A 24,353-nucleotide genomic window follows, 5' to 3' on the forward strand; every position below is an offset into this window, starting at 1 on the left:
CTTCCCCTCCTCACGGTTCGCAGCTGACGGCTGGGGTTCTGAGCGGCAAGGTCATCTTGCAGCAAGGGTAGTAGCCACCCTTGTCGCGGTCGGACTGCCGGTAGAAGCAGAGCCCGACATCGACCCTATCGCCAGGATAATGGCCGGTGATGCCGATCGTGAATGGCGCGCCGGGCGCATGCGACAGGGGTGAAGTCACCCCGACGCCAGGCGTCCTGGACAGAGCCTTGATCGAATCGCCGCCAAAGCCGGCATGGTCGCGGAGATAGAGATCGGCCTCGAGGCCGGAGGGCGTGCAGAAATACCTGACATCGTCGACATCGAGGCAAGGAGGCAGATTGCCGGGAGGCGGGAAGTCCGGCGGATAGAACGGTGGCAGATAGCCGCCCGGCACTTGTTCGTAATAGCCGGCGCGGCCTTCGCAGGGGCGCCAGACCTCGACGTCGCCGACATGGCCCTCGACTTCCGGGTCTTCGAAATAGGTGTCGAAGTCGACGAACCACGAGCCGAAAGGCGGCACGTTGGCCGGCTTGACCAGCGCCGTCGGCGTGATCTGCACGCCGTGCACGGCAAGCGGCCCGCCGGCTGCGAGTTGTTCAGCAAGCTCCGGGTTGTCGCGCAACTTGTCACCGGTATCGACCAGCGTGTCGGTGCAGACGCCGGTATCGAGATTGCCTTCGGCATCGTAGCCATATTGCAGGTCGAGGCCGCCGGCCGACTGCCGGTTGTCTTGCGGGAAGCCGACCGCATATGCCTGCGGCACTTCCACCCAGGCCGATTCCGTCGCCGGATCGTCCGGATTTTCGCGCCAGTAGCGGATGACCTCACCCTTGCCGGAATCGGCGAACTGGCTGTAGTCGTAGCGGTTCTCCACCGGGCCGCGCTGGGCCAGGTACATGAAGCCCTTGTTATCGAAGGCGATGTCGGTGACGGCGTAATCCTTGTCGGCCTTGACCGTCAGTTCCCAGCGCGGGTCGCCGGCGAAACTGCCGTCGCCGGCAATGCCCACCGACCAGATCTCCGCCTCATCACCGACCGAATAATAGAGCCGGCCGCCACGATAGGCGACCGACCAGACGCGGCGCTCGTCCTGCGTGTAGCCCCAGCTGTCGGGTTCCTCGCTGTCGAAGGCAGCACCCTGGATGTCCATCACCGACCCGTCGTCTGCAAGGGCGGCAAGCCCGTGCGCCGGGCGGCCGGCTATGCCGTGGTCGAACGTGTCGAGCAGCGCGCCATTGGCGTCGATGCGGTGGATGAGGCCGGTGTCGAGATCGCTGGCGAAGAACTGGCGGTGGATATTGTCGAAAGTGACGTCGCCGATGCCGGGACCACTATTGGCGTCGATATCGGCGAATTTCGAGACGGCGCCGGTGATGCCGTCGATCTTCCAGATCGTTCCGGGGCCGCCGCCGTTTTCGGTGCCGAACTGGCCATCCATGAAGACCGCGTCAGCCGTGCCGCGGCGCTGCCGCTCCGGCCGGCCGTCGGCGTCGCCGTCTGGTGTGACGATACGGATGCCGTGCAGCGACGTGGCGCCGGCATAGAGGTTTGGAATGGCCGAGGGAACACCGTCGCGCACGCCGTCGTCATAGGCGATGCCGAACACCTGGCCGATTTGCCCGGCCGTGACCTCGAACGGTGGCGGGGTGAAGACCAATTGGCCAGACGCCGGCCCGCCCAGCCTTGAGACGTCGAAGATGCGTAAGGTCGCGCGCGCCGTGTCGATGAAGGTTTCGTCGACGGGATCGACGCCCGGCGGCAGGCCTTCCTCGAAATTGGGGATGATGGTGCCGGAGAATCCGGTCACTGCCATCGAGCCGGGATAGATGATCTGGGTTTCCTGAGCCTGGGCCGAGCCACCGAGCCAGAGCCCAGCGGCGAGCGCCAAGATCGACAATCCGCTGGCAGCCTGGATGGCGCGGCGCAAACGGCCGGCACGAGAGCGCACCAACGCGCCGTGGTCGCAAGACATGGATCTCCCCCCACAGGTCATGGGAGAAACATCCGGTCCCGGCGCGCAAATCAGGGCAAGGCGCGGCGTTCCGGCACGTTCATCCCTGATCGAATTGTCTGCTTTCCTCGACGTCACGATACGCCTGCGTCCGCGCAGGGTCAACGGAACCAGCGAAAAGCCCAGCGCATCGACCCGGTCCCGAAGGCGATGGTCGCGCTGAGCTCCTGCTGTTCCCGGAGACCATGGAGCCTCTGGATCTGTGGTCATGGGGCTTTCCTTTCCGGGGCCGCACCACGCGGCACCTGAGCGTCAGTCGCGGGGTGAGGCGGAAAGGTTCAAGGGCCGGGCCGGGCCGGCTGGGTCATCGCCGGAAAATACGGGCCTGCCGGTCCCGAATCGGATCAACCGCGATGAATGGTGAACGCCTTGCGCAGAATGCTTGCGCGCCACGCAGCGTGTTCTTATATACGCGCCAAGCCGTCCAGCGCCGAATGCCGGTTGCCGGAGCGGAATTTCTTGTGAACAGGGGCTTTCGTCGGAACGCCTGTACGGGTCCTGAGAGCCTGCTTAGCGGAGAGATTAGAACAATGGCAAAAGTAATCGGTATCGATCTGGGAACAACCAACTCCTGTGTCGCCATCATGGATGGCAAGGAATCCAAGGTCATTGAGAATGCGGAAGGCGCGCGCACGACCCCTTCCATCGTCGCCATCAACAGCGACGGCGAGCGCCTCGTCGGCCAGCCGGCCAAGCGCCAGGCGGTTACCAATCCTGAAAACACCATTTTCGCGGTCAAGCGCCTGATCGGCCGCCGCTACGACGATCCGGTGACGGAGAAGGACAAGAAGCTTGTCCCCTACAAGATCGTCAAGGGCGACAATGGCGACGCCTGGGTCGAGGCCGGCGGCAAGAAGCAGTCGCCCAGCCAGATCTCGGCGATGATCCTGCAGAAGATGAAGGAAACGGCGGAGGCCTATCTCGGCGAGAAGGTCGAGAAGGCGGTCATCACCGTTCCCGCCTATTTCAACGACGCCCAGCGCCAGGCGACCAAGGATGCCGGCAAGATCGCCGGCCTCGAAGTGCTGCGCATCATCAACGAGCCGACGGCGGCCGCACTTGCCTATGGACTGGACAAGAAGGAAGGCAAGACGATTGCCGTCTATGACCTTGGCGGCGGCACGTTCGACATTTCAGTACTCGAAATCGGCGACGGCGTGTTCGAAGTGAAGTCGACCAATGGCGACACCTTCCTCGGCGGCGAGGATTTCGACATGCGTCTGGTCGAATATCTGGCGGCCGAGTTCAAGAAGGAACAGGGGATCGACCTGCGGAACGACAAGCTCGCCCTGCAGCGCCTCAAGGAAGCGGCTGAAAAGGCCAAGATCGAGCTGTCGTCCACCACGCAGACCGAAATCAACCTGCCCTTCATCACCGCCGATGCCACCGGCCCCAAGCACCTGACGCTGAAGCTGACGCGGGCGAAGTTCGAGAGCCTGGTCGAGGATCTCGTCCAGCGCACGATCGATCCCTGCAAGGCGGCGCTCAAGGATGCCGGCCTGAAGGCCGGCGAAATCGACGAGGTCGTCCTTGTCGGCGGTATGACCCGTATGCCCAAGATCCAGGAGATCGTGAAACAGTTCTTCGGCAAGGAGCCGCACAAGGGCGTCAACCCGGATGAGGTCGTCGCATTGGGCGCCGCCATCCAGGCCGGCGTGCTGCAGGGCGACGTCAAGGACGTGCTGCTGCTCGACGTGACGCCGCTGTCGCTCGGCATCGAGACGCTGGGCGGCGTGTTCACGCGGCTGATCGAACGCAACACGACGATTCCGACGAAGAAGAGCCAGGTGTTCTCCACGGCCGAGGATTCGCAGTCGGCGGTGACCATCCGCGTCTTCCAGGGCGAGCGTGAAATGGCCGCCGACAACAAGGCGCTCGGCCAGTTCGATCTGGTCGGCATCCCGCCTGCGCCGCGCGGCGTGCCGCAGATCGAGGTCACCTTCGACATCGACGCCAACGGCATTGTCAACGTCTCGGCCAAGGACAAGGGCACCGGCAAGGAGCACCAGATCCGCATCCAGGCGTCCGGCGGCCTTTCGGACACCGACATCGAGAAGATGGTCAAGGACGCCGAGGCCAATGCGGAAGCCGACAAGAAGCGGCGCGCGCTGGTCGAGGCCCGCAACCAGGCCGAGGCGCTGGTGCATTCCTCGGAGAAGTCGCTGAAGGAATATGGCGAGAAGGTTTCCGAGGCCGACCGCACGGCGATTGCCGATGCGATCGCGGCGCTGAAGACCGCTGCCGAAGGCGACGACGTGACCGAGATCGAGGCCAAGACGCAGACGCTCGCCGAAGTCTCGATGAAGCTCGGCCAGGCCATGTACGAGGCTTCGCAGAAGGAAGCCGCCGAGGCCGACGCCAAGGCTGATGCTGCCAAGGACAGCGACGTCGTCGATGCCGATTTCGAGGAAATCGACGAAGACGACGAGAAGAAGAAGTCGGCCTGAACCGCCTGACGGTACAGGTAAGGGAAAAAGCCCGGCGCACAGCCGGGCTTTTTTGCAACCCTTTGCCGGAAAAACGCTGAGCTGCCCGAAAAAATGCGGACAAAGCCTCGTAGACACTGGCATCGCGGCTCCATCACACCTAAATCGGAACAGCGTGCCGGCAAACGACGCAACGATGCTTCAAGACGTTGAATATCCGGACTGCGGGAAAACATGAAAGCTGATTTTTACGAAACGCTGGGCGTGCAAAAGGGCGCCGACGAGAAGGAGCTCAAGAGCGCTTTTCGCAAGCTCGCCATGCAGTTCCATCCCGACCGCAACCCAGGCGACCATGCCTGCGAGCACAAGTTCAAGGAAATCAACGAAGCCTACGAGACACTGAAGGACCCGCAGAAGCGCGCCGCCTATGATCGCTTCGGCCACGCCGCCTTCGAGCACGGCGGCATGAATGGCGGGGCGCAAGGCTTTGGCGCCGGCGGCTTCGCCGACATTTTCGAAGACATTTTCGGCGACATGATGGGCGGGCGCCAGCGCCGCTCATCCGGCGGCCGCGAGCGCGGCGCTGATCTGCGCTATAATATGGAAATCACGCTGGAAGAGGCATTTTCCGGCAAGACCGCGCAGATTCGGGTGCCGGCCTCGATCTCCTGCTCGGAATGCTCGGGCAGCGGCGCCAAGCCCGGCACCCAGCCCGTCACCTGCTCGATGTGCAACGGCCACGGCAAGGTGCGCGCCACGCAAGGCTTCTTCTCGATCGAGCGCACCTGCCCGCAATGCCAGGGGCGCGGCCAGACCATCAAGGATCCGTGCCCGAAATGCGCCGGCCAGGGCCGTGTCACCGAGGAGCGCTCGCTGTCGGTAAACATCCCTGCCGGCATCGAGGATGGCACCCGCATCCGGCTGGCCAATGAGGGCGAGGCCGGCCTGCGCGGCGGCCCGTCGGGCGATCTCTACATCTTCCTCGCGGTCAAGCCGCACGAATTCTTCCAGCGCGACGGCGCCGATCTTTATTGCAAGGTGCCGATCTCGATGACGACGGCAGCGCTTGGCGGCTCGTTCGAGGTGACGACACTGGACGGTACCCAGACGAAGGTGAAGGTGCCGGAAGGCACCCAGAACGGTCGCCAGTTCCGCCTCAAGGGCAAGGGCATGCCGGTGCTGCGCCAGCCCAATATCGGCGACCTCTACATCCAGACCGTGGTTGAGACGCCGCAGAACCTTTCGCGCCGCCAGCGCGAATTGCTGGAGGAATTCGAGCAGCTTTCCTCAAAGGACAATTCGCCCCAATCGAGCGGATTTTTCGCGCGCATGAAGGATTTTTTCGAAACGTTCGGCGAGCACTGAAGCTGATCCCTGGAAAACGCTTCCCGAGCGTCATCAACACCTTATCCGGGGATTCACCTTGTCTTGCACCTCGTAACTGCTAAGTAGCGTGCGAGGGAGCGTTGAGGAGGACTTTTCGATGACGCGTAGTCCAGGACTGCGAAAGACGCTGGCGGAAAAGTTCGACGACGAGTTGAAGTTCTTCAAGGGCTGGATCGACAAGCCGAAGGCGGTCGGTTCGATCGTCCCGACCAGTTCCATCACCGCAGGCAAGATGGCCTCGATCGTCGATCCGACATCCGGCCTGCCGGTGCTCGAGGTCGGGCCCGGTACAGGCGTCATCACGCGCGCCATCCTCGCCCAGGGCATAAAGCCTGAGAATCTCTACGCGGTCGAATATTCCTCTGATTTCGTGCGCCATCTGCGCCAGCTTTATCCAGGCGTCAACGTCATCGAGGGCGACGCCTTCAATCTCGACGCGACGCTTGGCGACAAGCGCGACCTGATCTTCGATTCTGTGATATCGGGCGTGCCGCTGCTCAATTTCCCTGTCGCCCAGCGCATCGCCTATGTCGAGAGCCTGCTCGACCGTATCCCGGCGGGCCGGCCGATCGTGCAGCTGACTTACGGGCCGCTGTCGCCGATCCCGCCGGGCCGCGGCGACTATACGGTCGAGCATTTCCATTTCGTTATCCGCAACATTCCGCCGACGCAGCTTTGGATCTATCGGCGCGGGGCCGCATGAATTGAAGCGTTGGGTTTGAATAGCACTTGTCTTAATACCCATCGGGTGACAAGGCAGACCCATGGCTGTGATCCCGAAAATTCTTGTCTTCGCCGGTTCGGTGCACAGCGGCGCCTATAGCGGCAGGACCGCCGACGTGGCACAGAAGGAACTTGCCATGCAGGGCGCCGAGGTGACCCGCATCTCGCTCGCCGACTATCCGTTGTCGATCCTCGACCAGGATTTGGAAAAGAACGAAGGCATTCCCGAAAACGCCGTCAAGCTCGGCCGGATGATCGCCGCCCATGACGGGCTGCTGATCGCGACGCCCGAATATAACGGCTCCATTCCGCCGCTGCTCAAGAACACCATCGACTGGGTGAGCCAGCTGCGCAAGGATGGCGGCCGGACGTTCAGGCCGCTTGCAGGCAGGGTCGCCGGCCTCTGCTCGTCTTCCAACGGACCCTTCGGCGGGATACGCTGCATCAACCATCTGCGCGCCGTGCTGGTGCGCTGCCGGATGGAAGTGGTGACACCGGAATGCTCGGTGCCGGAGGGCGGCAACGCCTTCGACGACGAGGGCAACTTCAGGGACGAGAGACTACACCAATCGATGGAGCACCTATGCCGCACGCTGATCGAGACCTCGCGCATGCTGTCGACGCGGATCGAGGCATGATCCCGGACGCCACGCATGCCGACACAATGCAGGAAAGGCTGATCGTCGGCCTCGACCTGCCGACGCTGAAGGAGGCCGAGAAGGCGGTGCGCGAGCTCGACGGACTCGTCTCCTTCTACAAGATCGGCTACCAGCTCGCCTTTGCCGGTGGGCTCGACTTCGCCCGCGAGCTGGCCAGCGGCGGCACCAGGATCTTCCTCGACATGAAGCTGCTCGACATCGACAACGCGGTAGCCAAGGGGGTCGACAACATCGTCAAAATGGGCGTGAGCATGCTGACCATCCATGCCTATCCGAAGACGATGAAGGCGGCGGTCGAGGCTGCGAAGGGCAGCGACCTTTGCCTGCTGGGGGTCACTGTGCTGACCTCGATGGACGAGCAGGACGTGATCGACGCCGGCTATGAGTATGATCCGCATACGCTGGTGCTGAGGCGCTCCGAGCAGGCGCTGCATGCCGGCATGGGCGGCATCGTCTGCTCGGCCGAGGAAGCGGAGGCAGTGCGCCGCATCGTCGGCCCCGACCTGGCCGTCGTGACGCCGGGAATCCGGCCGAAGGGCAGCGACCATGGCGACCAGAAACGCGTGGTGACGCCGGCGCAGGCGATCCGCAACGGCTCCAGCCACCTCGTGGTCGGCCGGCCGATCGTCGGCGCGGCCGACAGGCGGGCGGCAGCGGAAGCGATCCTCGATGAAATGCGCTCGGCCTGACGCCAGGAATTAACCCGGAGAAAAGCCATGCCCAAGGGATACTGGATCGCCCGCGTCGATGTACGCGATGCGGAAGGCTACAAGGACTATGTCGCAGCTGCCAAGCTGGCCTTCGACCGCTTCGGCGCCAAGTTCCTGGCGCGCGGCGGCGCGCATGAGAAGGCAGAGGGACCAGGCCGCGACCGCAATGTGATCATCGAATTTCCGTCGCTTGCGGCGGCGCATGACTGCTACCACTCGCCCGAATACCAGCGCGCCGTCGCGATCCGCCAGAAGGTGGCTGACGGCGAAATCGTGCTGGTCGAGGGGATTTAGGCGAGAAATCGGTTCATCGCGGTTTCAGCCATCGCATCGGCGAGGCTCAGGCCCCATTGTCGGCGACAGTAATCGCGGAAATCGAAGCAGGGCAGGCCGGGGCAGACCTCGAACTCGATGAGGTGCACGCTGTCGTCGGCTTCGACCCGGAAGTCGATGGAAAAGACGTCCCGCAGGCCAAGCCCGACCATCAGGTTTCCGGCTATTCGGCGAATAGTTGCATCCGCTCGAGGCTGGCTGTCGGCGACCGGCAGCAGCGCCGGCTCTGTGTATGTTCCCGACGCTTTCGCCACTGCGCCGGTATCGCCGTAAAGCGCCAGGCTGTCCTGCATGGTCTGGAAATCGCCGCCTGAATCGACAAAGGCGATGCCCAGCGCCTCGACGCCGGTATCGGGCCTCAACCCGAGAAAACTGGCCCGCGCGTTGCGCCCGGCGACATAGGGCTGGACCACGACATCGTCGCGATAGGCGGCGAAGACGCGCCGGCTAAGCTCCAGCGCATGGCCGAGATCATGGCAGCGCGAATCCGGCCAGATGCCGATCTTGGCGCCGAGCCGGTTCGGCTTGACGAACCAGCCGGCAGGCGAGGCCGGTGGCGCGACCAGCCAGGCGCCGTCACGGGCAAGGCCCGCCTGCGGCACCGGCAGGCCAAGCGCGCCAAGCACGGCGCCGGACCGGAACTTGTCCTGACAGAGCGCGAACAACGCATCGTCGGCGCCGATCGCCTTCAGGCCATTCAGCCGTGCCAGAGCTGGTGCCGCGCCGCCACGGAAATAGGCGATGCCGTCGGTCAGCGTCCAGACAAGCGTGGTCTTCGGAACTTCGCTAGCGAGAACGCTTGCGGCATCGTCGAGCGCCAGTGGGGCGAACGACAGGCCGCGCGTCTGGCAAGCGGCTGCAAGTGCGTCGAAATCAGCAGTGATGTCGGTCGATTGCGCCAGATAGGAGGCGATTTCGGCGGCACGCTTCGGCACGTGGTTATCGGCGACCAGCCGATCGAAGCAGGCCTTTTCCGGCTCGTAGACAAGGATCAGCTTCGGCTTGCGGCTTGACATGATCGAAACGATTTCCCGGCAGCACGATTGCCTAGAGCAATTCCAGGAAAAGTGTGGAACGGTTTTCCGTTCGGAACTGCGTCAAAACAAAGAGATAGAGCGGTTCAGCGTTTCCGCGAAACGATGAACCGTTCTAGCATCGCATGGCGACTGCATTCGGCTTTCGCGGAACCGACGTCAGCCGGACGCCCGCACGACAGTGCAGACATGGGTCTAGCCAATCAGCACGCGCGGCTCGAAGCGACCATTGACTGGAATGTCGAGCATAAATGTCATGCCGGCTTGCGGGTCGAGCAGGCGCTGCTTCTCGCTCTTGCCCGACCAGGCGGACGTGACCGCCAGCCGGTCGGCGTTCCTGCCGATGAAAGCCGGACAGGATGGCTGCGTCGCCGGCATCGCCACCGAACGGACAAGCTTGCCGTCGGGTCCATAGGCTTCGACGACGCTGCCGCCCCAGCAAGCGTTCCACAATATGCCGTCGCCGTCGAGCACCGAACCATCGATATAGCCCTTGGCGGAACGGTGGTCGACGAAGACCTTCGGTTCGCCAACCGGCAGTCCGGTCGCCGGATCGCAGCCGACGCGCATCAACAGGCCGGTGCTGGTGTCGGTGTAATAGGCAATGGTCCCATCCTCGGAAAAGCAGATCGAGTTGGGCACAGTAATGTCGGCATAAAGCCGGCGCAGCTCGCCCTTGAAGAACCAGTAGATCGAACCGGCGCCCTTCTCCTCGCCCTTGCCCATTGTGCCGACCCAGAGCGCGCCGCAAGGGTGAACGCGTGAATCGTTCGAGCGGGTGACCGCATTGTCGGCCTCGATCGGCGTGTGCAACGTCAGCTTGCCGGTCGCGACGTCGCGGACATGCAGGCCGGTCTCGGTGGCGATCAACTGGCGCCGGTCGTCGACGATGGCGACGGCGCTGGCCATCTGACCGAGCTCGTAGATCTTGACCGCACCGCCGGACAGACGTTTTTCCAGGAGCTGGCCATTGACGATGTCGAACCAGTAGAGCGTGTCGGTGGCAGGGTCATAGCTTGGCCCCTCCCCGAGTTGGCAGACATGGTCGGAAAAAACCGAAACGATGGTCTCGCTCATCATGCCACTCCTAACGCCGCGTCCCAGGCCACGACTGCGGCCTTCGCCCGTGCTGCCACTTCGTCGACGCTCATGCCCGGCTTGAACAGGCTGGAGCCAAGACCGAAGACGCTGACGCCGGCTGCCTTGTAGCCGGCAAAATCCTTGTCCGAAACGCCGCCGACGGCGCCGACCAGCACACTGGCCGGCAGCACCGCGCGCATCGCCGAAATGCCCGCCGCGCCAAGCACGCTCGCCGGGAAGAATTTCAGTGCCGAGGCGCCGAGCCGGATTGCCTGGAATGCCTCGGTCGGCGTGAACACGCCGGGCATCGTCACCATGCCGTACTGCATGGCACGGCCCATGACCTCGGCATCGATATTGGGGCTGACCAGCAGCCGCCCGCCGGCCTTGTGCAGACCGTCGACATCGGCGGCGGTGAGCACCGTGCCGGCGCCGACCAGCGCCGTCGGAGGAAGCGCTTCGACAATGCTGGCGATGGAGGCAAAGGGCTCGGGCGAGTTGAGCGGCACCTCGATTGCTTCGATGCCGGCGCCGAAGATCGCCTGGCCGATCGCCACCGCCTCGCTTGGCTTGAGGCCACGCAGGATCGCGACCAGACCCCGCTCGAGCTTTGGAAAAGGTGCGGTCTCTGTCATGCGGCAACTCCATTTTTGGCGATCATGCCATTTTCGCGCGCGGCTTCGGCAAGGCCGGCACGCACCGCCTCGTCGGCGTCGACCGCCCTGAAAGCGAGCCCGGCAAGGCCGAGCGCCTCGGCATAGAGCGTGCCGAGTGCGCCCGACGCGATCAGCACGACGGGCACAGCGCTTGCTCCATAACGGCGATTTGCCGAAGCGATCTCGCCGCCGATCAGCAGGCCGGACAGGCAGGCGGCGGCATCCTCGGGCTTCAGATCCTGCAACAGGCTGGCGGCGCGGATCGAGAACAGTCTTGAAACAATGTCACCGCCCTCGGCCAACGCCTTCAGGCACCAGTCCCGGAAAAACGGACTTTCGGCGGCAACCGGCTTCGGCGGCTCGCCCAGCGAATGGCGCAGGATCGAGTGCGCGGCCAGCACCGAAAACAGCTCGCCGGTCGGCCAGGTGCCGAAGCCGGCAACGGAGCCGTCCTCGACCAGCACCCATTTCGAATGGGTGCCGGGCATGCAGACGAGGTGGCGTCCCTTTGCCGGCAAACCGGCGCCGGCAAGCTGGGTTTCCTCGCCGCGCATGACGTCAGGTGCATCGGCGAGGCGTTGGGCGAGGCCAGGCACGATGCGGATATCACGGCGCTGGCCGGGGATGCGGGCAGCGCCGGCGAGGATAGCGCCGATCGGCGCCGGCACGCTGACATAGGGCGCCTCCAGCCAGCCCTGGCGCGAACCGGCCATGCCGCAAATGATGACCGGCAGCGCCTCTGGAGCGCCCATGGCGGCCAGATGCCCTTCGAGAACGGACGAAAATCCTTTGGCCTGGGCGGTGATCAGTCCGTCATCGCCGCGCCGCTCGGCGAGAACCTTGCCGGTGCCATCGAGCAGCCAGACCCTCATACGGGTGGTACCCCAGTCGACGGCCGCGACAGACGCTGCCTTGCTCGGTGAGATCACAGGAACCCCCCGTCGACGATCAGCATCTGCGCGGTCAGCATGCGTGAAGCATCCGACGCCAGGAACAGCACGGTGCCGACAATGTCTTCAGGTTGCATCACCTCTTTGATGCACTGCTTGGCGACGTGGGCGGCGAGCGCCTGTTCGGTGACCCAGAGCTTTCTCTGCCGCTCGGTGATCACCCAGCCGGGCGCGATCGCGTTGACACGGATGCCGTCGACGCCGAGCTTGCCGGCGAGACCCTTGGTGAGGCCGACGATGCCGGCCTTGGCGGCGGTGTAGGCCGGCATATCGGGATGGTTGATGAGAAACGAGGTCGAGGTGAAGTTGATGATCGAGCCGCCGCCGGCCCGCTTCATGCCCGGCGCCACCGCCTGTGCGCTAAAGAAATGCGGACGCAGGTTGATGGCATGGTTGTTGTCCCAGAACTCGACCGTGACGTCTTCGACGGCATGACGGTCATCCTGCGCGGCATTGTTGACCAGCACGGTGACGTCACCATGGGCCTCGGCGGCCTTGGCGACTGATAGCCGCAAGGCCTCGATGTCGCGTATGTCGGTCTTGAGATAGAGCGGCCGAAAGCCGAGCTCCTTGTCTAACCGATCGGCCAGCGCCAGGCTCGGACGGTCGGCGATATCGATGAAGGCGACCTTTGCCCCCTGGCGGACAAAACCTTCGGTCAAGGCAGCGCCAATGCCGGAGCCGCCGCCGGTGATCAGCACCGAAGCGCCTTCGAGGTCGGCAAAGCGTGCCGATGGCATCATGAATTCTCTCCCGGTCCAATGATCTCGGTCGGCCGGCGCGCATCCTATCCAGCCGTGTCGGGCGGGCAAGGGCGAAAGAGTGGATTGTCAGGACTTATGTCCGACAAAAGGCCGCACGGCCCGCCGATCGATCAACTGCCCAGCCGGACGCGGTACAATTCGACGGCGGCTCCGCTGGTCCCGGCAACCGGCTCAAGCCATTCCGGCACGCTTCCGCTCATCAACCCGGCAAGAAAGCCTGCCGGCGCCTTGGTTGCGAGGAGCTTGCTTTCGGCGCTGCCGGGGCAGAGCGCGACGAGGCCGACGTGATGATCGGTCAGGATCGTCCTGGCATCGGCATCGGACCCAAGGAAGGCATCGAGCGCCAGCAGGTTGCCGGCTACGTTGCGATGATAAGGCCCGGCGAAGACGCGATGTCCGGAATAGGCCAGGATCGGCGATCCGAGATTGGAAATTGCCAGCACCGTGGTGCCGGGCAGGCGGCCGAGTGCCGCAAAGGAGGCCATGCGCTGGCAAGCGACATCGGTGCCGTCGCCGTTATCGGCCGTCGTGTTGCTGTCGTCGAAGGCTACCGAGGTCGCCGCGGCAGCCCCAGTCCAGACCGCATTCACCGAAACCAGCCAGACGGCAGCCATACGCAGCGCCACACCACGCGACGGGCTGGCCTCAGCCCGTTGACGCCATTTGGCAATCCAGGCGGCAAGCGGGATGACGGCGAAGGCGATCGAGAATGTCGAACCGCGCACCTGCCAGGCGCTGACGATGAAGGCCACGACAAGCAGCGCGCCGACAAGGCTGTCCTGCCGTCGCCAGCCGTGGCCAAGGCGAAGCGCCATCAGCACGAGCGCAATGAGCGGCGTGGCATAGCGCGCCACCACCTCGGCCGGATCCTCGGCGAGCAGTTTGAACAGCGACTGCGCCTCGTCGATGTGATCAAGCCATAGCTCCTTGAGGCGCGGATCGAGGTTGGCGTAGGGCGCTGCCAGGCATTGTGGGAACAACAAGACGACGACAGCGCCCAATAGCAGGGCAAGCAGGCCAAGTGAGGCGATGCGCCGTTGGCGCGTGCGGCCTGCCGGCTCGATCGACGCTATGGCTGCAAGGCCGGTTCCGGCAATCGCTGCGACGACGAACTGCACGGTCGAAAAGGCGTCGCATTGCGCCTGACCCCAGGCGGATGGCGCAATGGTGGCGATAAAGACGAGGGCGGAGACGCCGGCAAAGCCGAGGCCGAAATCCCTGGCGATCGACCTCTCGCCATTGGCGTCGAGAGCAAACAGCATGGCGACAGAGGCGCCGATGGTGGCAACGTAAGGCGCGGTTTCCATACCGATGGCCAGCATCAGCCCGGCGCATAGGCCGGAGAGCAATGCCGCCGGCTTGCGCAATGGCGCTTCAAGCAACAGGCTCAGGCTGGCCATGCTCAGCATCAGCTGGATATTGTGGTGATCGAGCGCGCCAGGCGAAAAAATGCCGAGGAAATGCAGTGCGGCGGCGCCGACGACGACGGCCGGCAGCACGGCGCCGTCACCGGCAAAGCTACGCGCGGCGCGGGCGGTGAAAAATACGGTCAGGCAAAAGAGCAGCGCCGGCCACAGCACTTGCGCGACATGCTCGGCAAAGGCCGCGCTGCCGGTCAGGGCCGATACGGCCATGATGATGGCGGCGATCGGCGCATCGACCAGCCGCGACCAGTGCATGACGAAGCCGCCTTCCAGGCCCATCCTGTACTGGTGCAGATCGAACCAGCCCTGGCCGGCCAGCATGTCGCGAACTTCGACAAGGCGCAGCAGATTGTCGTTGTCGCCTCCGGCATTGGTCAATTCCGGGAAGCCGGCAAAGGCATTGACGGCAAGCGCCAGCAATGTGGCAAGCAGCGCCAGCGCGATATCGGACCTCCAACTGGAGGCGCCATCGTCGGCTGTGCTCATATCAGGACCTTTGGAAGGAATACGGTGCGGTTTAAACCTAGCCTTAACAGCTTCAATAAATAGTAAAGCCGCCCGAGCGAGGCCGGCGTTTGAGCGGTCAGGGGCCTCACAGGGCATCCGGAGACGAAAATGCCACAAGAAGTGCGCCATGAGCCGAGCATCGCCGTGCTGCTGCCTTGCTACAATGAGGAGCTGACGATCGGCGAAGTGGTGCGGCGCTTTCGCGAAACGCTGCCTGCCGCCGCGATCTATGTCTACGACAACAATTCGCGCGATCTGACGGCGCTCCGAGCCCGCGCCGCCGGCGCCATCGTGGTGCGCGAGCCGCGCCAGGGCAAAGGCAATGTCGTGCGCCGCATGTTCGCCGACATCGAGGCCGACATCTACCTGATGGCCGACGGCGACGGCACCTATGCGCCGGAGGACGCGCCGCAACTGATCAACACTCTGTTGACCGAGCGCTCCGACATGGTGGTGGGCACGAGGCGCGGGGTCGCCGACGATGCCGGCAGGACAGGCCACGCCTTCGGCAACCGCATCTTCAACAGCCTCTACAAGCGGCTGTTCGGCTCGGACTTTACCGATATCTTCTCCGGCTACCGGGCCTTCACCAGGCGCTTCGTCAAGAGTTTTCCCGCCGTTTCCGGCGGCTTCGAGATCGAGACCGAAATGTCGGTGCACGCCTCGCAGCTCAAATTGCCGGTCAGCGAGATCGGACTCGACTATGGCCGCCGGCCGGAAGGCTCCTCGTCGAAGCTGTCGACCTTTCGCGACGGCGCGAAGATCCTGTGGATGTTCGCCATGCTGATGAAGGAGACGCAGCCGCTGCGTTTCTTCGGCGCTTTTTCGGTGTTCTTCCTGGCATCAAGCCTGTTTCTGATGGCGCCGGTGCTGATCGAGTTCGCCGAAACCGGGCTTGTGCCGCGCATGCCGACCTGGGTGCTGTCGGTCGGGCTGCTGCTGCTGTCGATGTTAGCGGCAGTGACCGGGGTAATCCTCGATTCGGTGTCGCGCGGCCGGGCCGAGCAGAAGCGCATCTTCTATCTGTCGATGCCTTCCGGCCGCGTCGAACGTGAACGTGCAAGCGCGCTCGCGACTTTGAAGGCCGGACCGCGCAAGACCCCGCGGGCGGCTTAGAGCCTAAATGGGACGCCTTGCCCGCTTCATTGTCGCCGGCGGCATCGGCTTCGTCGCCGACGCGGCGGCGCTTTGGCTGGTGCTGACGACAGCGCCGGTCGGACCTTTCATGGCCCGCATCATTTCGATAGGTTTTGCCCTGTCCGTCACCTGGCTGATCAACCGCCATCTGACCTTCTCGCCTTCCAGCCGCGGCGTCGCGCAAGAGGGCGCACGCTACGGCGGCGTCGGTATTGCCACCAGCGTCGTCAATTATCTCGTCTATTGCGCCATGCTGTTCGCGCTGCCGATGGTGTCGCCGCTCATTGCCCTTGCGGTCGCCTCGCTGATTGCCATGGCGCTGTCCTTCCTCGGCTATTCCAAGCTGGTCTTCGATCGCTGAAGGCACACCGCATTGGGGTCTGCGCCAAGCGAAGCGCAGCCTCATCATGACCTTGGCCGATTGGCAGAAGCCGCCGATTTCCTTATATCGCTGTCGTCGATGCATCGGCCCGAAAAATCGGAATCGATTTTCGGGCAGTACGATGCATGGATTCAAAAGTGTTTGGAGCGCACTTTGTGCGTCCAAGTGGATCGCTCCAACTGCGCCGGAGAGCACCTATGCCCCTGAAAGTCGCCGTCCAGATGGACCATATCTCCACCGTGTCGATTGCCGGCGACACGTCGTTTGCGCTGTCGCTGGAAGCGCAGCGGCGCGGGCACCAGCTGTTCCACTACACGCCCGACCGGCTGTCGCTGCGCGACGGCAAGGTGTTTGCCCGTATCGAGGCGATGCAGGTCCGCGACGAGAAGGGCAACCATTATTCGCTGGGCGAAGAAGTCCGCACCGACCTTTCGGAAATGGACGTCATCCTTTTGCGGCAGGATCCGCCGTTCGACATGAACTACATCACCACCACGCATATCCTCGAGTGCATCCATCCGAAGACGCTGGTGGTCAACGATCCGGCCTGGGTGCGCAACAGCCCGGAAAAGATCTTCGTCACCGAATTTCCCGACCTGATGCCGGACACGCTGATCACCAAGGACCCGCTCGAGGTCGCAGCCTTCCGCAAGGAGTTCGGCGATATCATCGTCAAGCCTCTCTACGGCAATGGCGGCGCCGGCATCTTCCATCTGCATGAGGCCGACCGCAACCTCGCCTCGCTGCTCGAAATGTTCGGCCAGATGTTCCGCGAACCCTACATCGTGCAGCGCTACCTCAAGGAGGTGCGCGCCGGCGACAAGCGCATCATCCTGATCGACGGCGAGCCGGTCGGCGCCATCAACCGCGTGCCGGCCGAGCATGATTCGCGCTCCAACATGCATGTCGGCGGCCGCGCCGAAAAGACCGAGCTGACGGAACGCGAACGCGAGATCTGCGCCCGCATCGGCCCCTCGCTGAAGAAGCGCGGCTTCATCCTCGTCGGCATCGACGTCATCGGCGACTACATGACCGAGATCAACGTGACCTCACCGACCGGCATACGCGAAGTGCAGCGTTTTGGGGGCGCCGACATCGCCAGCCTGTTCTGGGATGCGGTGGAGGAGAAGCGTAACTAGTCTCGCTTCGGAGCGGCCGCGTTGCAAACCATTGCAGCCGCTGCGTTCAGCTGTTCCCCAAATGTTCTTGCCTTCGCCGGGCGATTATATATTTGACAAACCCGGCACCCTATAGGAATATAATCCTGACAGGCCGGCAATCCGAAGGAGCAAGAGCATGACTGGAAAAGAAAAAGCACCGGAGCCGTTCGGTCCCGGTGCCTTGATGTTTCCGCCGATAGGTTCAGGCGGCGTATTTGGTAGCGACGAACACGGCCTGAATCTGGGCCAAGTCGCCAACGGGTACCTGATTGACCCAAGCGTTTTCAGCCTCGATCACGGTCAACTTGTCGGTGTCGTCCATGACGCCACGAATGAAGATGTTGGCCTGCTCTAACGTCAGAGACGACTGGACGTAATAGAGCGAGTACTGAAGCTTGTACCACTGCCCGAGCTGTTTGATGCGGTCCTGAACCGCCTCGTAGTTCTGGCCGGGGACGATGAGATCGTAGGCGATAAAGAGGTTATGCACGGCTAGGTTCCTTTTAAAAAGGGCCGTGCAGGGCTTGACTTGCGCCGCGAACGCGACAATTGTCCCGCTCGTGGTCCACAAATTCCCGCCCCACACGGCGGCTTCTACCAGAACCCGATCTTCGCCCCGGCTAGGGGGTGACGGTCGGGTTTCCATTCCTGCCGAATCATTCAACAAGAACGACTCGAAGCATATTGGTCTGGGCTGGTACGGCAAACCCTAAATATAGTGTTATCGGAAAAGTTACTTTACTCGGACTTTTTGTCCTTCTTTTCACCCTTTGCCGGCGGCGACTTAGCGATTTTCTTGACCAAAAGGTCAAAATGCTCCTCTGACTGGTCGGTTTCCAGCTTGCGGGCAGCTTCTTTGAATTTCTGATATTGTTCGGATTTCGAATCGGTCATTTCAGAGTTCTCTCTTGCTTGGTCTTCCCACAGAAATCGTCGTCGGCGACTACACTAGCTTCACCGATGAATCCGATCTTACGGCCCAGTACATGGTGATCGGAGGCATCACATGTGGGACTGCTTTTGTGTCTGAACTTGAATCCATCTTAGCCAGGTTCAGGCAAAAGATGCCGCACAACGTTCGGCTCGAATGGAAGAATATCACAAAACACAACATCGGCGTATACGCCGATCTAATCGACACCTTTTGCGCAATGAACGCAGAACACGTTGTCGACTTCCACGCTCTGGTCGTGGACATGTTCGCCTTCGACCACCACACCCACAATGAAGGTGACCGTGAAGTGAGCTTCGACAAGATGCTCTTTCAGAGCCTTCACGCTATCCACAAACGCTATCCCTCTCCCGAGAGGATCAGGTGCTTCCACGGAAACCGCGATTGCCGATATCCAATTGAAAATTTGCGGACGATGCTGAACAACAAGGTGATGTTTCAAAGGATGGGTTACATCTGGCAACCCTATGTCCAGGTGCAGCATCTGTTCGTCAAAGACAGTCTGCACTTGCAATTAGCCGACTTATTAATCGGTTGTGTCGGAGCGAAATGGAACAAGAGGAAAGGATATGTTGCAGGCTCGCCGAAAGATCTGATCGCCTGCTATTTTGAGCGCGAATGCCCGGCAACTGTCCTTAGCGCTAAGACGCCGTCCTACATGACGCACTTTGACATTTGGAAGATGAAAAGCCTGCGGGCCTAGGCTAGGCCATCCAGACGAAGCTGGCACACCATTCGGTGAGACTTCGACCCGCAGGCACCGTTGAATATAGGGCATATTGGCAACGGAATCAACGTTTATTCCGCTTCCGAAACGGTTCCACCTTCCAAAGAGGAAGCTTTAGCTGCACCGGTTTGCGGTAGTGTTCCTTCTTTGCGTCAAGCAGGTTGCCGGTACGTGAGGCGCTTGCCCTTGGCACCTTTCAACGCAATGAGCGACCGAACGTTGTCCTCGATGCCCATGGCCGAACGGTTCGAATAGCGGAAGTCGAACTCTGCCAGATAGCGGTGCAGATGGTGTTCGGCGCAATGCTGGTAAACGCCTTTCATGCCGCGCTTGAAGATCGAATAGAAGCCTTCCACCGTGTTGGTGTGGACCATGCCGCGAACGTATTCCTCGCGACCGTGATTGATTTTGCCGTGGGCCGCGAACTCGGGACCGATGTTGTCGTAAACGCGCGCCTCATCCGACATGAAGACGCTTTCCTTGTGGATGTTGGCGTTGACGATCGGCAGGACGCGGGCAACCGAAGCGCTGTCGATATGGAACGAGCGGGCAATGCCGCCGCGCTCCACAAGGGTAAGCACGGTGTTCTTGTGGGCCGCGCCGGTCCTCTGTTTGGGGACGTTCGCGAGACGGCCAATGTAGGTTTCATCGACTTCAACGAACTTGCCGTTGCCGCCCATGGGCGTGAAGTCATCCGAGCGCATGGCCTCGCGAATGCGGTGCGACAGGAACCACGCGGTCTTGTAGGTGCATTCCAGAACGCGGTGGAGATGGTGCGAGGAAATGCCCTTCTTTGACGAGCACATGAGGTGGATGGCCTGCAACCACTTGTGCAGCGGCAAATGGCTTTCCTCGAAGATCGTACCCATGCGAACTGTGAACTGCGAACGGCAGGCGCTGCACTTGTAAAGGCCGTGACGCTCAACGCCGTTCGGGTTCTTCTTCGAAGCCTTGGAGCGCACGCCAGCCAGCTTGTAGTGCTTGTCCATTGATCCGCAGTGATGGCAGACCGGACCCTGCGGCCACAGCATACCCTCGACATGCTCAAATGCGGCGGCTTCGTTGTGGAAATAGGGGCGGGACAGAACGGACATGGCGATAACTCCTTGGATTCGTTATCGCTCATCCCGTTGGGTTTGTCAAATATATAATCGCCCTTCGCCGGAAATCTGTGGTTGTCTCCGGTGACGCCGTTCGCGGCATGATCGCAAAGGCTTGGGGCAAAGCCTGCATCCGGGGTGAAGACATGGTGGCGCGGGTTCGCACGGTTGCTTTCCAGGGCATCGAGGCCGTGCCGGTCGACGTGCAGGTGATGATCGCGCCGGGCAAGGTCAACATGCACATCGTCGGCCTGGCCGACAAGGCTGTGGCCGAAAGCCGCGAGCGGGTACAGGCAGCACTGCATGCATCCGGCCTGTCGATGCCGTCGAAGAAGGTCACAGTCAATCTGGCGCCCGCCGACCTGCCCAAGGAAGGCAGCCATTACGATCTGCCGATCGCGCTCGGGCTGATGGCTGCGCTCGGCGCCATTCCGGGCGACATGCTGGCCGGCTATGTCGTGCTTGGTGAATTATCGCTCGACGGCACCATTGCCGCGGTGGCCGGCGCGTTGCCGGCGGCGATCGGCGCCAATGCCGAAGGCAAGGGCCTGATCTGCCCGTTCGCCTGCGGGCCGGAAGCGGCCTGGGCCGGCAAGGATTTCGACATATTGGCGCCGCGCAGCCTGATTGCCATCGCCAACCATTTTCGCGGCACGCAGGTCCTGTCGCGGCCGGAAGCCGGCATCCATGCTTCGGCGCGCGACCTGCCCGACCTTGCCGACATCAAGGGTCAGGAGACCGCCAAGCGGGCGCTGGAGGTGGCGGCGGCCGGCGGCCACAATCTTTTGATGGTCGGTCCGCCGGGATCGGGAAAGTCGATGCTGGCGCAGCGGCTGCCGTCGATCCTGCCGCCGCTTGCGCCCAGGGAGTTGCTCGAAGTCTCGATGATCGCGTCGGTGGCCGGCGAACTCGGCGAAGGCAAGCTGACCGACCGGCGGCCGTTCCGTGCGCCACACCATTCGGCCTCGATGGCGGCGATGGTCGGCGGCGGCCTGCGCGTGCGGCCGGGCGAGGCCTCGCTTGCCCATCACGGCGTGCTGTTCCTCGACGAGTTTCCCGAATTCTCACCGCAGGCGCTCGATGCGCTGCGCCAGCCGCTCGAGACCGGCGACTGCATGATCGCGCGCGCCAACCACCGCGTCACCTATCCGGCGCGCATCCAGCTGGTTGCGGCGATGAACCCGTGCCGCTGCGGCATGGCCGGCGAGCCGGGCTATCGCTGCCTGCGCGGCGACCGCTGCCGCACCGACTACCAGGCGCGCATTTCCGGCCCGCTGCTCGATCGCATCGATCTCAGGATCGAGGTGCCGGCGGTCTCGGCCAGCGATTTGATCCGGCCGGACCGGGCGGAGAAGAGTGCAGCCGTGGCACTTCGCGTAGCACGGGCGCGGACGATCCAGCGTGAGCGTTTCGAACGGCTCGGCGCGACCTCCGCCACCACCAACGCGCATTGCTCACCGTCGGTCATCGAGGAGATCGCCATGCCCGATGCCGCCGGCCTGTCGCTGCTCAGGGACGCCAGCGAAAAGCTTGGCTTTTCCGCGCGGGCCTATCACCGCGTCTTGAAGGTGGCGCGGACACTGGCCGATCTCGAGGCCAGCGAGACGGTCGGCCGCATCCATCTGGCCGAAGCGATTTCCTACCGCATGAGCTCGGAACGGATGGCACAAGCGGCCTGAGGGACGCCCCCCTCCCCCTTGAGGGGAGGGTGGCCGCGAAGCGGCCGGGTGGGGTCGCCGGTGGGACCCTCGGCCTTGCTGTATTTCGAAACCGATCCGCGTGCGGAGCGTTGCGGTGCTCTTCCCGAGGCGCATCGTCAGAATGGGCGTCGGCGCACTGCACCCAGGACCCCACCCGGCCCTTCGGGCCACCCTCCCCTCGAGGGGGAGGGGGACGCCGGCGACTAGCGCGCCTGCTCGTTCGCCTTCAGCTCCAACCTCCGCGCGTGCAGCACTGGCTCGGTGTAGCCGTTGGGCTGGATGCGGCCCTTGAAGACCAGGTCGCAGGCGGCGAGGAAGGCGATGGAGTTGTCGAAATCCGGCGCCATCGGCCGGTAGAGCGGATCGCCTTGGTTTTGGCGGTCGACGATCGCCGCCATGCGTTTCATCGTTTCCGTGACCTGCTCGGGGGTGCAGACGCCGTGATGCAGCCAATTGGCGATGTGCTGCGAGGAGATGCGCAGCGTGGCGCGGTCCTCCATCAGGCCAACGTCGTTTATATCTGGCACTTTCGAGCAGCCGACGCCCTGGTCGATCCAGCGCACGACATAGCCCAGAATGCCTTGTGCGTTGTTGTCGAGCTCCCTCTGGATGTCTTCAGGCGACCAGTTCGGCCGCTTTGCTACCGGCACCGACAGGATGTCGTCGAGCCTGGCCTTGGGCCGACTTTTCAGCGCCTTCTGGACGGCGTGGACGTCGACCTTGTGGTAGTGCGTGGCGTGCAGCGTCGCCGCCGTCGGCGACGGCACCCAGGCGGTGTTGGCGCCGGCCTTGGGGTGCGCGATCTTCTCGGCCAGCATCGCCGCCATCAGGTCGGGCATCGCCCACATGCCCTTGCCGATCTGGGCGTGGCCGGCCAGCCCGCATTCGAGCCCGGTATCGACGTTCCAGGCTTCGTAGGCGGCAATCCAGGCGGCCTGCTTCATGTCGCCCTTGCGGATCATCGGGCCGGCTTCCATCGAGGTGTGTATCTCGTCGCCGGTGCGATCGAGGAAGCCGGTGTTGATGAAGACGACGCGGTCTTTCGCGGCGCGGATCGCCTCCTTGAGGTTGACGGTGGTGCGCCGCTCCTCGTCCATGATGCCCATCTTGATGGTGTTTTTGGCCATGCCGAGCAGCGCCTCGACGCGGTCGAAAATCTCGACGGCGAAGGCGACTTCGTCGGGCCCGTGCATCTTGGGCTTTACGATATACATCGAGCCGGTGCGTGAGTTGGCGCGGCGCGCGTTCGGGCCGATGTCATGCAGCGCGATCAGCGCCGTCAGCGCCGCATCCATAATGCCTTCCGGCACCTCGTTGCCCTCGCGGTCCGATATCGCCGGATTGGTCATGAGGTGGCCGACGTTCCTGACCAGCATCAGCGAGCGGCCGGGCAAGGTCAGCGTGCCGCCATCGGGCGCGGTATAGGTGCGGTCGGGGTTGAGCCTCCGGACAAAGCTCTTGCCGGCCTTGGTGATCTCCTCCGCCAAGTCGCCCTTCATCAGGCCGAGCCAGTTGCGGTAGACCAGCACCTTATCCTCGGCATCGACGGCCGCCACCGAATCCTCGCAGTCCTGGATGGTGGTCAGCGCCGATTCCAGCACGACATCGGCAATGCCGGCCGGATCGGTGCGGCCGATCTGGTTGTTGCGGTCGATGACCATTTCGATGTGCAGGCCGTTCTTGACCAGCAGCACGGCTTCGGGGTTGGCGGCATCGCCGCGATAGCCGGCAAACTGTTTGAGGTCGGCAAGCGTGGTGGCGCCGGCACCCTCGCCCAGCCGCAACATGCCATTGGCGACCGAAAGCCCGTTGACGCCGGCCCATTTGCCTGTCGTGAGCGGCACCGCCTCGTCGAAGAAGCTTTTCACCCAGGCGACGACCTTGGCGCCGCGCGCCGGATTGAATTTGTTGCCTCGCTCGGCGCCGTCCGTCTCCGGAATGGCGTCGGTGCCGTAGAGCGCATCGTAGAGCGAGCCCCAGCGCGCATTGGCGGCATTCAGCGCATAACGCGCATTCATCACCGGCACCACCAGCTGCGGCCCAGCAACCAGCGCGATTTCCGGGTCGACATTTTCGGTGGTCACGCTGAACGCCGGCCCCTCGGGCAGGAGATAGCCGATCTCGCGGAGAAAGCTCTTGTAGGCCTCCATGTCGACGGGCGCGCCATTGTCGCGGTACCAGCGGTCGAGCTTGTCCTGCATGGCATCGCGCTTTTCGAGCAGCGCCCGGTTTTTTGGCGAGAGATCATGGACGATCGTCGAAAAACCGTTCCAGAATGCGTCCACCTCGATGCCGGTGCCCGGCAGCGCCTCGTTGACGACGAAATCATGAAGCTCGCGGGCAATCCGCAATCCGGCGATCTCGACGCGATCGGTCATCAGGGCTTCTCCAGACGAAAGGCTAGGCCCGGCCTTTGGCATGTCACGGTGGCAGGGTCAATTCGGCATAGAGTGAAGGTAGGGCGTTTTCGCTGCCGATCTCCCCCCCTCGAGGGGGAGATGGCCGGCAGGCCAGAGGGGGTCGCCTCGCGTG

22 protein-coding genes are annotated in these 24,353 nt (G+C 63.1%); 11 read left to right on the forward strand and 11 right to left on the reverse strand.

What is annotated here, in order from left to right; genetic code table 11:
* Positions 1-10: 10 nt before the first annotated feature.
* Entirely contained in the window at positions 11-1,972 is a 1,962-nt protein-coding gene (locus tag NKH70_RS02005) for a hypothetical protein (protein WP_352716163.1), read from the reverse strand.
* Between the two features lie 569 nt (positions 1,973-2,541).
* On the opposite strand from NKH70_RS02005, the gene dnaK reads away from it, so the two are divergent.
* The 6 genes from dnaK (at position 2,542) to NKH70_RS02035 (ending at position 8,209) form a co-directional block, all read left to right on the forward strand.
* Complete coding sequence (dnaK, locus tag NKH70_RS02010; RefSeq protein ID WP_352716162.1) at positions 2,542-4,458, forward strand: molecular chaperone DnaK; 1,917 nt, start codon at positions 2,542-2,544, stop codon at positions 4,456-4,458.
* A gap of 213 nt (positions 4,459-4,671) precedes the next feature.
* Entirely contained in the window at positions 4,672-5,802 is a 1,131-nt protein-coding gene (gene dnaJ, locus NKH70_RS02015) for a molecular chaperone DnaJ (RefSeq protein WP_023679852.1), read from the forward strand.
* Between the two features lie 118 nt (positions 5,803-5,920).
* Positions 5,921-6,526, forward strand: coding sequence for a phospholipid N-methyltransferase PmtA (gene pmtA, locus NKH70_RS02020; protein ID WP_352716159.1), 606 nt, complete (start codon positions 5,921-5,923; stop codon positions 6,524-6,526).
* Between the two features lie 61 nt (positions 6,527-6,587).
* Positions 6,588-7,184 carry an NADPH-dependent FMN reductase gene (locus NKH70_RS02025; protein WP_353024783.1) on the forward strand — a complete coding sequence of 199 codons (597 nt, stop codon included), beginning with the start codon at positions 6,588-6,590 and terminating at the stop codon, positions 7,182-7,184.
* Positions 7,181-7,894: an orotidine-5'-phosphate decarboxylase gene (pyrF, locus tag NKH70_RS02030; protein WP_352716155.1), complete on the forward strand. Its 714-nt coding sequence runs from the start codon at positions 7,181-7,183 to the stop codon at positions 7,892-7,894. Before NKH70_RS02025 ends, pyrF begins: the two co-directional genes overlap by 4 nt.
* A gap of 27 nt (positions 7,895-7,921) precedes the next feature.
* Positions 7,922-8,209 (forward strand): DUF1330 domain-containing protein, encoded by a 288-nt coding sequence (locus tag NKH70_RS02035; protein ID WP_023718908.1) that lies wholly within the window; start codon positions 7,922-7,924, stop codon positions 8,207-8,209.
* On the opposite strand, the gene NKH70_RS02040 is transcribed toward NKH70_RS02035, so the two are convergent.
* The 6 genes from NKH70_RS02040 to NKH70_RS02065 all read right to left on the reverse strand — a co-directional run bounded on the left by NKH70_RS02040 (position 8,206) and on the right by NKH70_RS02065 (position 14,642).
* A complete protein-coding gene (locus tag NKH70_RS02040) occupies positions 8,206-9,264 on the reverse strand; it encodes a D-alanine--D-alanine ligase family protein (RefSeq protein WP_352979120.1) in 1,059 nt (352 codons plus the stop codon). The two genes, NKH70_RS02035 and NKH70_RS02040, sit on opposite strands and share 4 nt — an antisense overlap.
* Before the next feature lie 213 nt (positions 9,265-9,477).
* Positions 9,478-10,359 carry an SMP-30/gluconolactonase/LRE family protein gene (locus NKH70_RS02045; RefSeq protein ID WP_352912114.1) on the reverse strand — a complete coding sequence of 294 codons (882 nt, stop codon included), beginning with the start codon at positions 10,357-10,359 and terminating at the stop codon, positions 9,478-9,480.
* Positions 10,359-10,997, reverse strand: coding sequence for a 2-dehydro-3-deoxy-6-phosphogalactonate aldolase (locus NKH70_RS02050; RefSeq protein WP_352912116.1), 639 nt, complete (start codon positions 10,995-10,997; stop codon positions 10,359-10,361). Before NKH70_RS02050 ends, NKH70_RS02045 begins: the two co-directional genes overlap by 1 nt.
* Positions 10,994-11,944 (reverse strand): 2-dehydro-3-deoxygalactonokinase, encoded by a 951-nt coding sequence (locus NKH70_RS02055; RefSeq protein ID WP_352716399.1) that lies wholly within the window; start codon positions 11,942-11,944, stop codon positions 10,994-10,996. Before NKH70_RS02055 ends, NKH70_RS02050 begins: the two co-directional genes overlap by 4 nt.
* Positions 11,944-12,711, reverse strand: coding sequence for an SDR family NAD(P)-dependent oxidoreductase (locus NKH70_RS02060; RefSeq protein ID WP_352912118.1), 768 nt, complete (start codon positions 12,709-12,711; stop codon positions 11,944-11,946). Before NKH70_RS02060 ends, NKH70_RS02055 begins: the two co-directional genes overlap by 1 nt.
* A gap of 131 nt (positions 12,712-12,842) precedes the next feature.
* On the reverse strand, positions 12,843-14,642 hold the full coding sequence (locus NKH70_RS02065; RefSeq protein ID WP_352912120.1) for a GtrA family protein: 1,800 nt from the start codon (positions 14,640-14,642) through the stop codon (positions 12,843-12,845).
* Positions 14,643-14,771: 129 nt separating this feature from the next.
* Between NKH70_RS02065 and NKH70_RS02070 the strand changes: the two genes are divergently transcribed.
* The 3 genes from NKH70_RS02070 (at position 14,772) to gshB (ending at position 17,321) form a co-directional block, all read left to right on the forward strand.
* Positions 14,772-15,779, forward strand: a complete 1,008-nt coding sequence (locus NKH70_RS02070) for a glycosyltransferase (protein WP_352571550.1) — start codon at positions 14,772-14,774, stop codon at positions 15,777-15,779.
* Positions 15,780-15,786: 7 nt separating this feature from the next.
* On the forward strand, positions 15,787-16,161 hold the full coding sequence (locus NKH70_RS02075) for a GtrA family protein (RefSeq protein WP_353024784.1): 375 nt from the start codon (positions 15,787-15,789) through the stop codon (positions 16,159-16,161).
* Positions 16,162-16,379: 218 nt separating this feature from the next.
* Positions 16,380-17,321 carry a glutathione synthase gene (gshB, locus tag NKH70_RS02080; protein ID WP_352912124.1) on the forward strand — a complete coding sequence of 314 codons (942 nt, stop codon included), beginning with the start codon at positions 16,380-16,382 and terminating at the stop codon, positions 17,319-17,321.
* 223 nt (positions 17,322-17,544) lie between these two features.
* Here gshB and NKH70_RS02085 read toward each other — a convergent pair whose 3' ends face one another.
* Together NKH70_RS02085 and NKH70_RS02090 are read right to left on the reverse strand one after the other, a co-directional pair.
* Positions 17,545-17,832 carry a hypothetical protein gene (locus NKH70_RS02085; protein WP_353024785.1) on the reverse strand — a complete coding sequence of 96 codons (288 nt, stop codon included), beginning with the start codon at positions 17,830-17,832 and terminating at the stop codon, positions 17,545-17,547.
* Positions 17,833-18,080: 248 nt separating this feature from the next.
* Positions 18,081-18,236 (reverse strand): hypothetical protein, encoded by a 156-nt coding sequence (locus tag NKH70_RS02090; protein ID WP_353024786.1) that lies wholly within the window; start codon positions 18,234-18,236, stop codon positions 18,081-18,083.
* Between the two features lie 14 nt (positions 18,237-18,250).
* Between NKH70_RS02090 and NKH70_RS02095 the strand changes: the two genes are divergently transcribed.
* Complete coding sequence (locus NKH70_RS02095) at positions 18,251-18,997, forward strand: DUF3800 domain-containing protein (RefSeq protein ID WP_353024787.1); 747 nt, start codon at positions 18,251-18,253, stop codon at positions 18,995-18,997.
* A 176-nt stretch (positions 18,998-19,173) separates the two neighbouring features.
* On the opposite strand, the gene NKH70_RS02100 is transcribed toward NKH70_RS02095, so the two are convergent.
* A complete protein-coding gene (locus NKH70_RS02100) occupies positions 19,174-20,115 on the reverse strand; it encodes an IS1595 family transposase (protein ID WP_353024788.1) in 942 nt (313 codons plus the stop codon).
* A gap of 152 nt (positions 20,116-20,267) precedes the next feature.
* On the opposite strand from NKH70_RS02100, the gene NKH70_RS02105 reads away from it, so the two are divergent.
* Positions 20,268-21,800 carry a YifB family Mg chelatase-like AAA ATPase gene (locus NKH70_RS02105; protein WP_352468148.1) on the forward strand — a complete coding sequence of 511 codons (1,533 nt, stop codon included), beginning with the start codon at positions 20,268-20,270 and terminating at the stop codon, positions 21,798-21,800.
* Between the two features lie 224 nt (positions 21,801-22,024).
* Here NKH70_RS02105 and NKH70_RS02110 read toward each other — a convergent pair whose 3' ends face one another.
* Entirely contained in the window at positions 22,025-24,199 is a 2,175-nt protein-coding gene (locus tag NKH70_RS02110; protein WP_352976993.1) for a malate synthase G, read from the reverse strand.
* Between the last annotated feature and the right edge of the window lie 154 nt (positions 24,200-24,353).

This window comes from Mesorhizobium sp. M0991 (genome assembly GCF_040318915.1).
Lineage (GTDB): Bacteria > Pseudomonadota > Alphaproteobacteria > Rhizobiales > Rhizobiaceae > Mesorhizobium.

Excerpts from the sequence above, each read along its gene's own strand:
- NKH70_RS02005 (WP_352716163.1), bottom strand. The coding sequence starts at position 1,972 with ATGTCTTGCGACCACGGCGCGTTGGTGCGCTCTCGTGCCGGCCGTTTG.
- dnaK (WP_352716162.1), top strand. The coding sequence starts at position 2,542 with ATGGCAAAAGTAATCGGTATCGATCTGGGAACAACCAACTCCTGTGTC.
- dnaJ (WP_023679852.1), top strand. The coding sequence starts at position 4,672 with ATGAAAGCTGATTTTTACGAAACGCTGGGCGTGCAAAAGGGCGCCGAC.
- pmtA (WP_352716159.1), top strand. The coding sequence starts at position 5,921 with ATGACGCGTAGTCCAGGACTGCGAAAGACGCTGGCGGAAAAGTTCGAC.
- NKH70_RS02025 (WP_353024783.1), top strand. The coding sequence starts at position 6,588 with ATGGCTGTGATCCCGAAAATTCTTGTCTTCGCCGGTTCGGTGCACAGC.
- pyrF (WP_352716155.1), top strand. The coding sequence starts at position 7,181 with ATGATCCCGGACGCCACGCATGCCGACACAATGCAGGAAAGGCTGATC.
- NKH70_RS02035 (WP_023718908.1), top strand. The coding sequence starts at position 7,922 with ATGCCCAAGGGATACTGGATCGCCCGCGTCGATGTACGCGATGCGGAA.
- NKH70_RS02040 (WP_352979120.1), bottom strand. The coding sequence starts at position 9,264 with ATGTCAAGCCGCAAGCCGAAGCTGATCCTTGTCTACGAGCCGGAAAAG.
- NKH70_RS02045 (WP_352912114.1), bottom strand. The coding sequence starts at position 10,359 with ATGAGCGAGACCATCGTTTCGGTTTTTTCCGACCATGTCTGCCAACTC.
- NKH70_RS02050 (WP_352912116.1), bottom strand. The coding sequence starts at position 10,997 with ATGACAGAGACCGCACCTTTTCCAAAGCTCGAGCGGGGTCTGGTCGCG.
- NKH70_RS02060 (WP_352912118.1), bottom strand. The coding sequence starts at position 12,711 with ATGATGCCATCGGCACGCTTTGCCGACCTCGAAGGCGCTTCGGTGCTG.
- NKH70_RS02065 (WP_352912120.1), bottom strand. The coding sequence starts at position 14,642 with ATGAGCACAGCCGACGATGGCGCCTCCAGTTGGAGGTCCGATATCGCG.
- NKH70_RS02070 (WP_352571550.1), top strand. The coding sequence starts at position 14,772 with ATGCCACAAGAAGTGCGCCATGAGCCGAGCATCGCCGTGCTGCTGCCT.
- NKH70_RS02075 (WP_353024784.1), top strand. The coding sequence starts at position 15,787 with ATGGGACGCCTTGCCCGCTTCATTGTCGCCGGCGGCATCGGCTTCGTC.
- gshB (WP_352912124.1), top strand. The coding sequence starts at position 16,380 with ATGCCCCTGAAAGTCGCCGTCCAGATGGACCATATCTCCACCGTGTCG.
- NKH70_RS02090 (WP_353024786.1), bottom strand. The coding sequence starts at position 18,236 with ATGACCGATTCGAAATCCGAACAATATCAGAAATTCAAAGAAGCTGCC.
- NKH70_RS02100 (WP_353024788.1), bottom strand. The coding sequence starts at position 20,115 with ATGTCCGTTCTGTCCCGCCCCTATTTCCACAACGAAGCCGCCGCATTT.
- NKH70_RS02105 (WP_352468148.1), top strand. The coding sequence starts at position 20,268 with ATGGTGGCGCGGGTTCGCACGGTTGCTTTCCAGGGCATCGAGGCCGTG.
- NKH70_RS02110 (WP_352976993.1), bottom strand. The coding sequence starts at position 24,199 with ATGACCGATCGCGTCGAGATCGCCGGATTGCGGATTGCCCGCGAGCTT.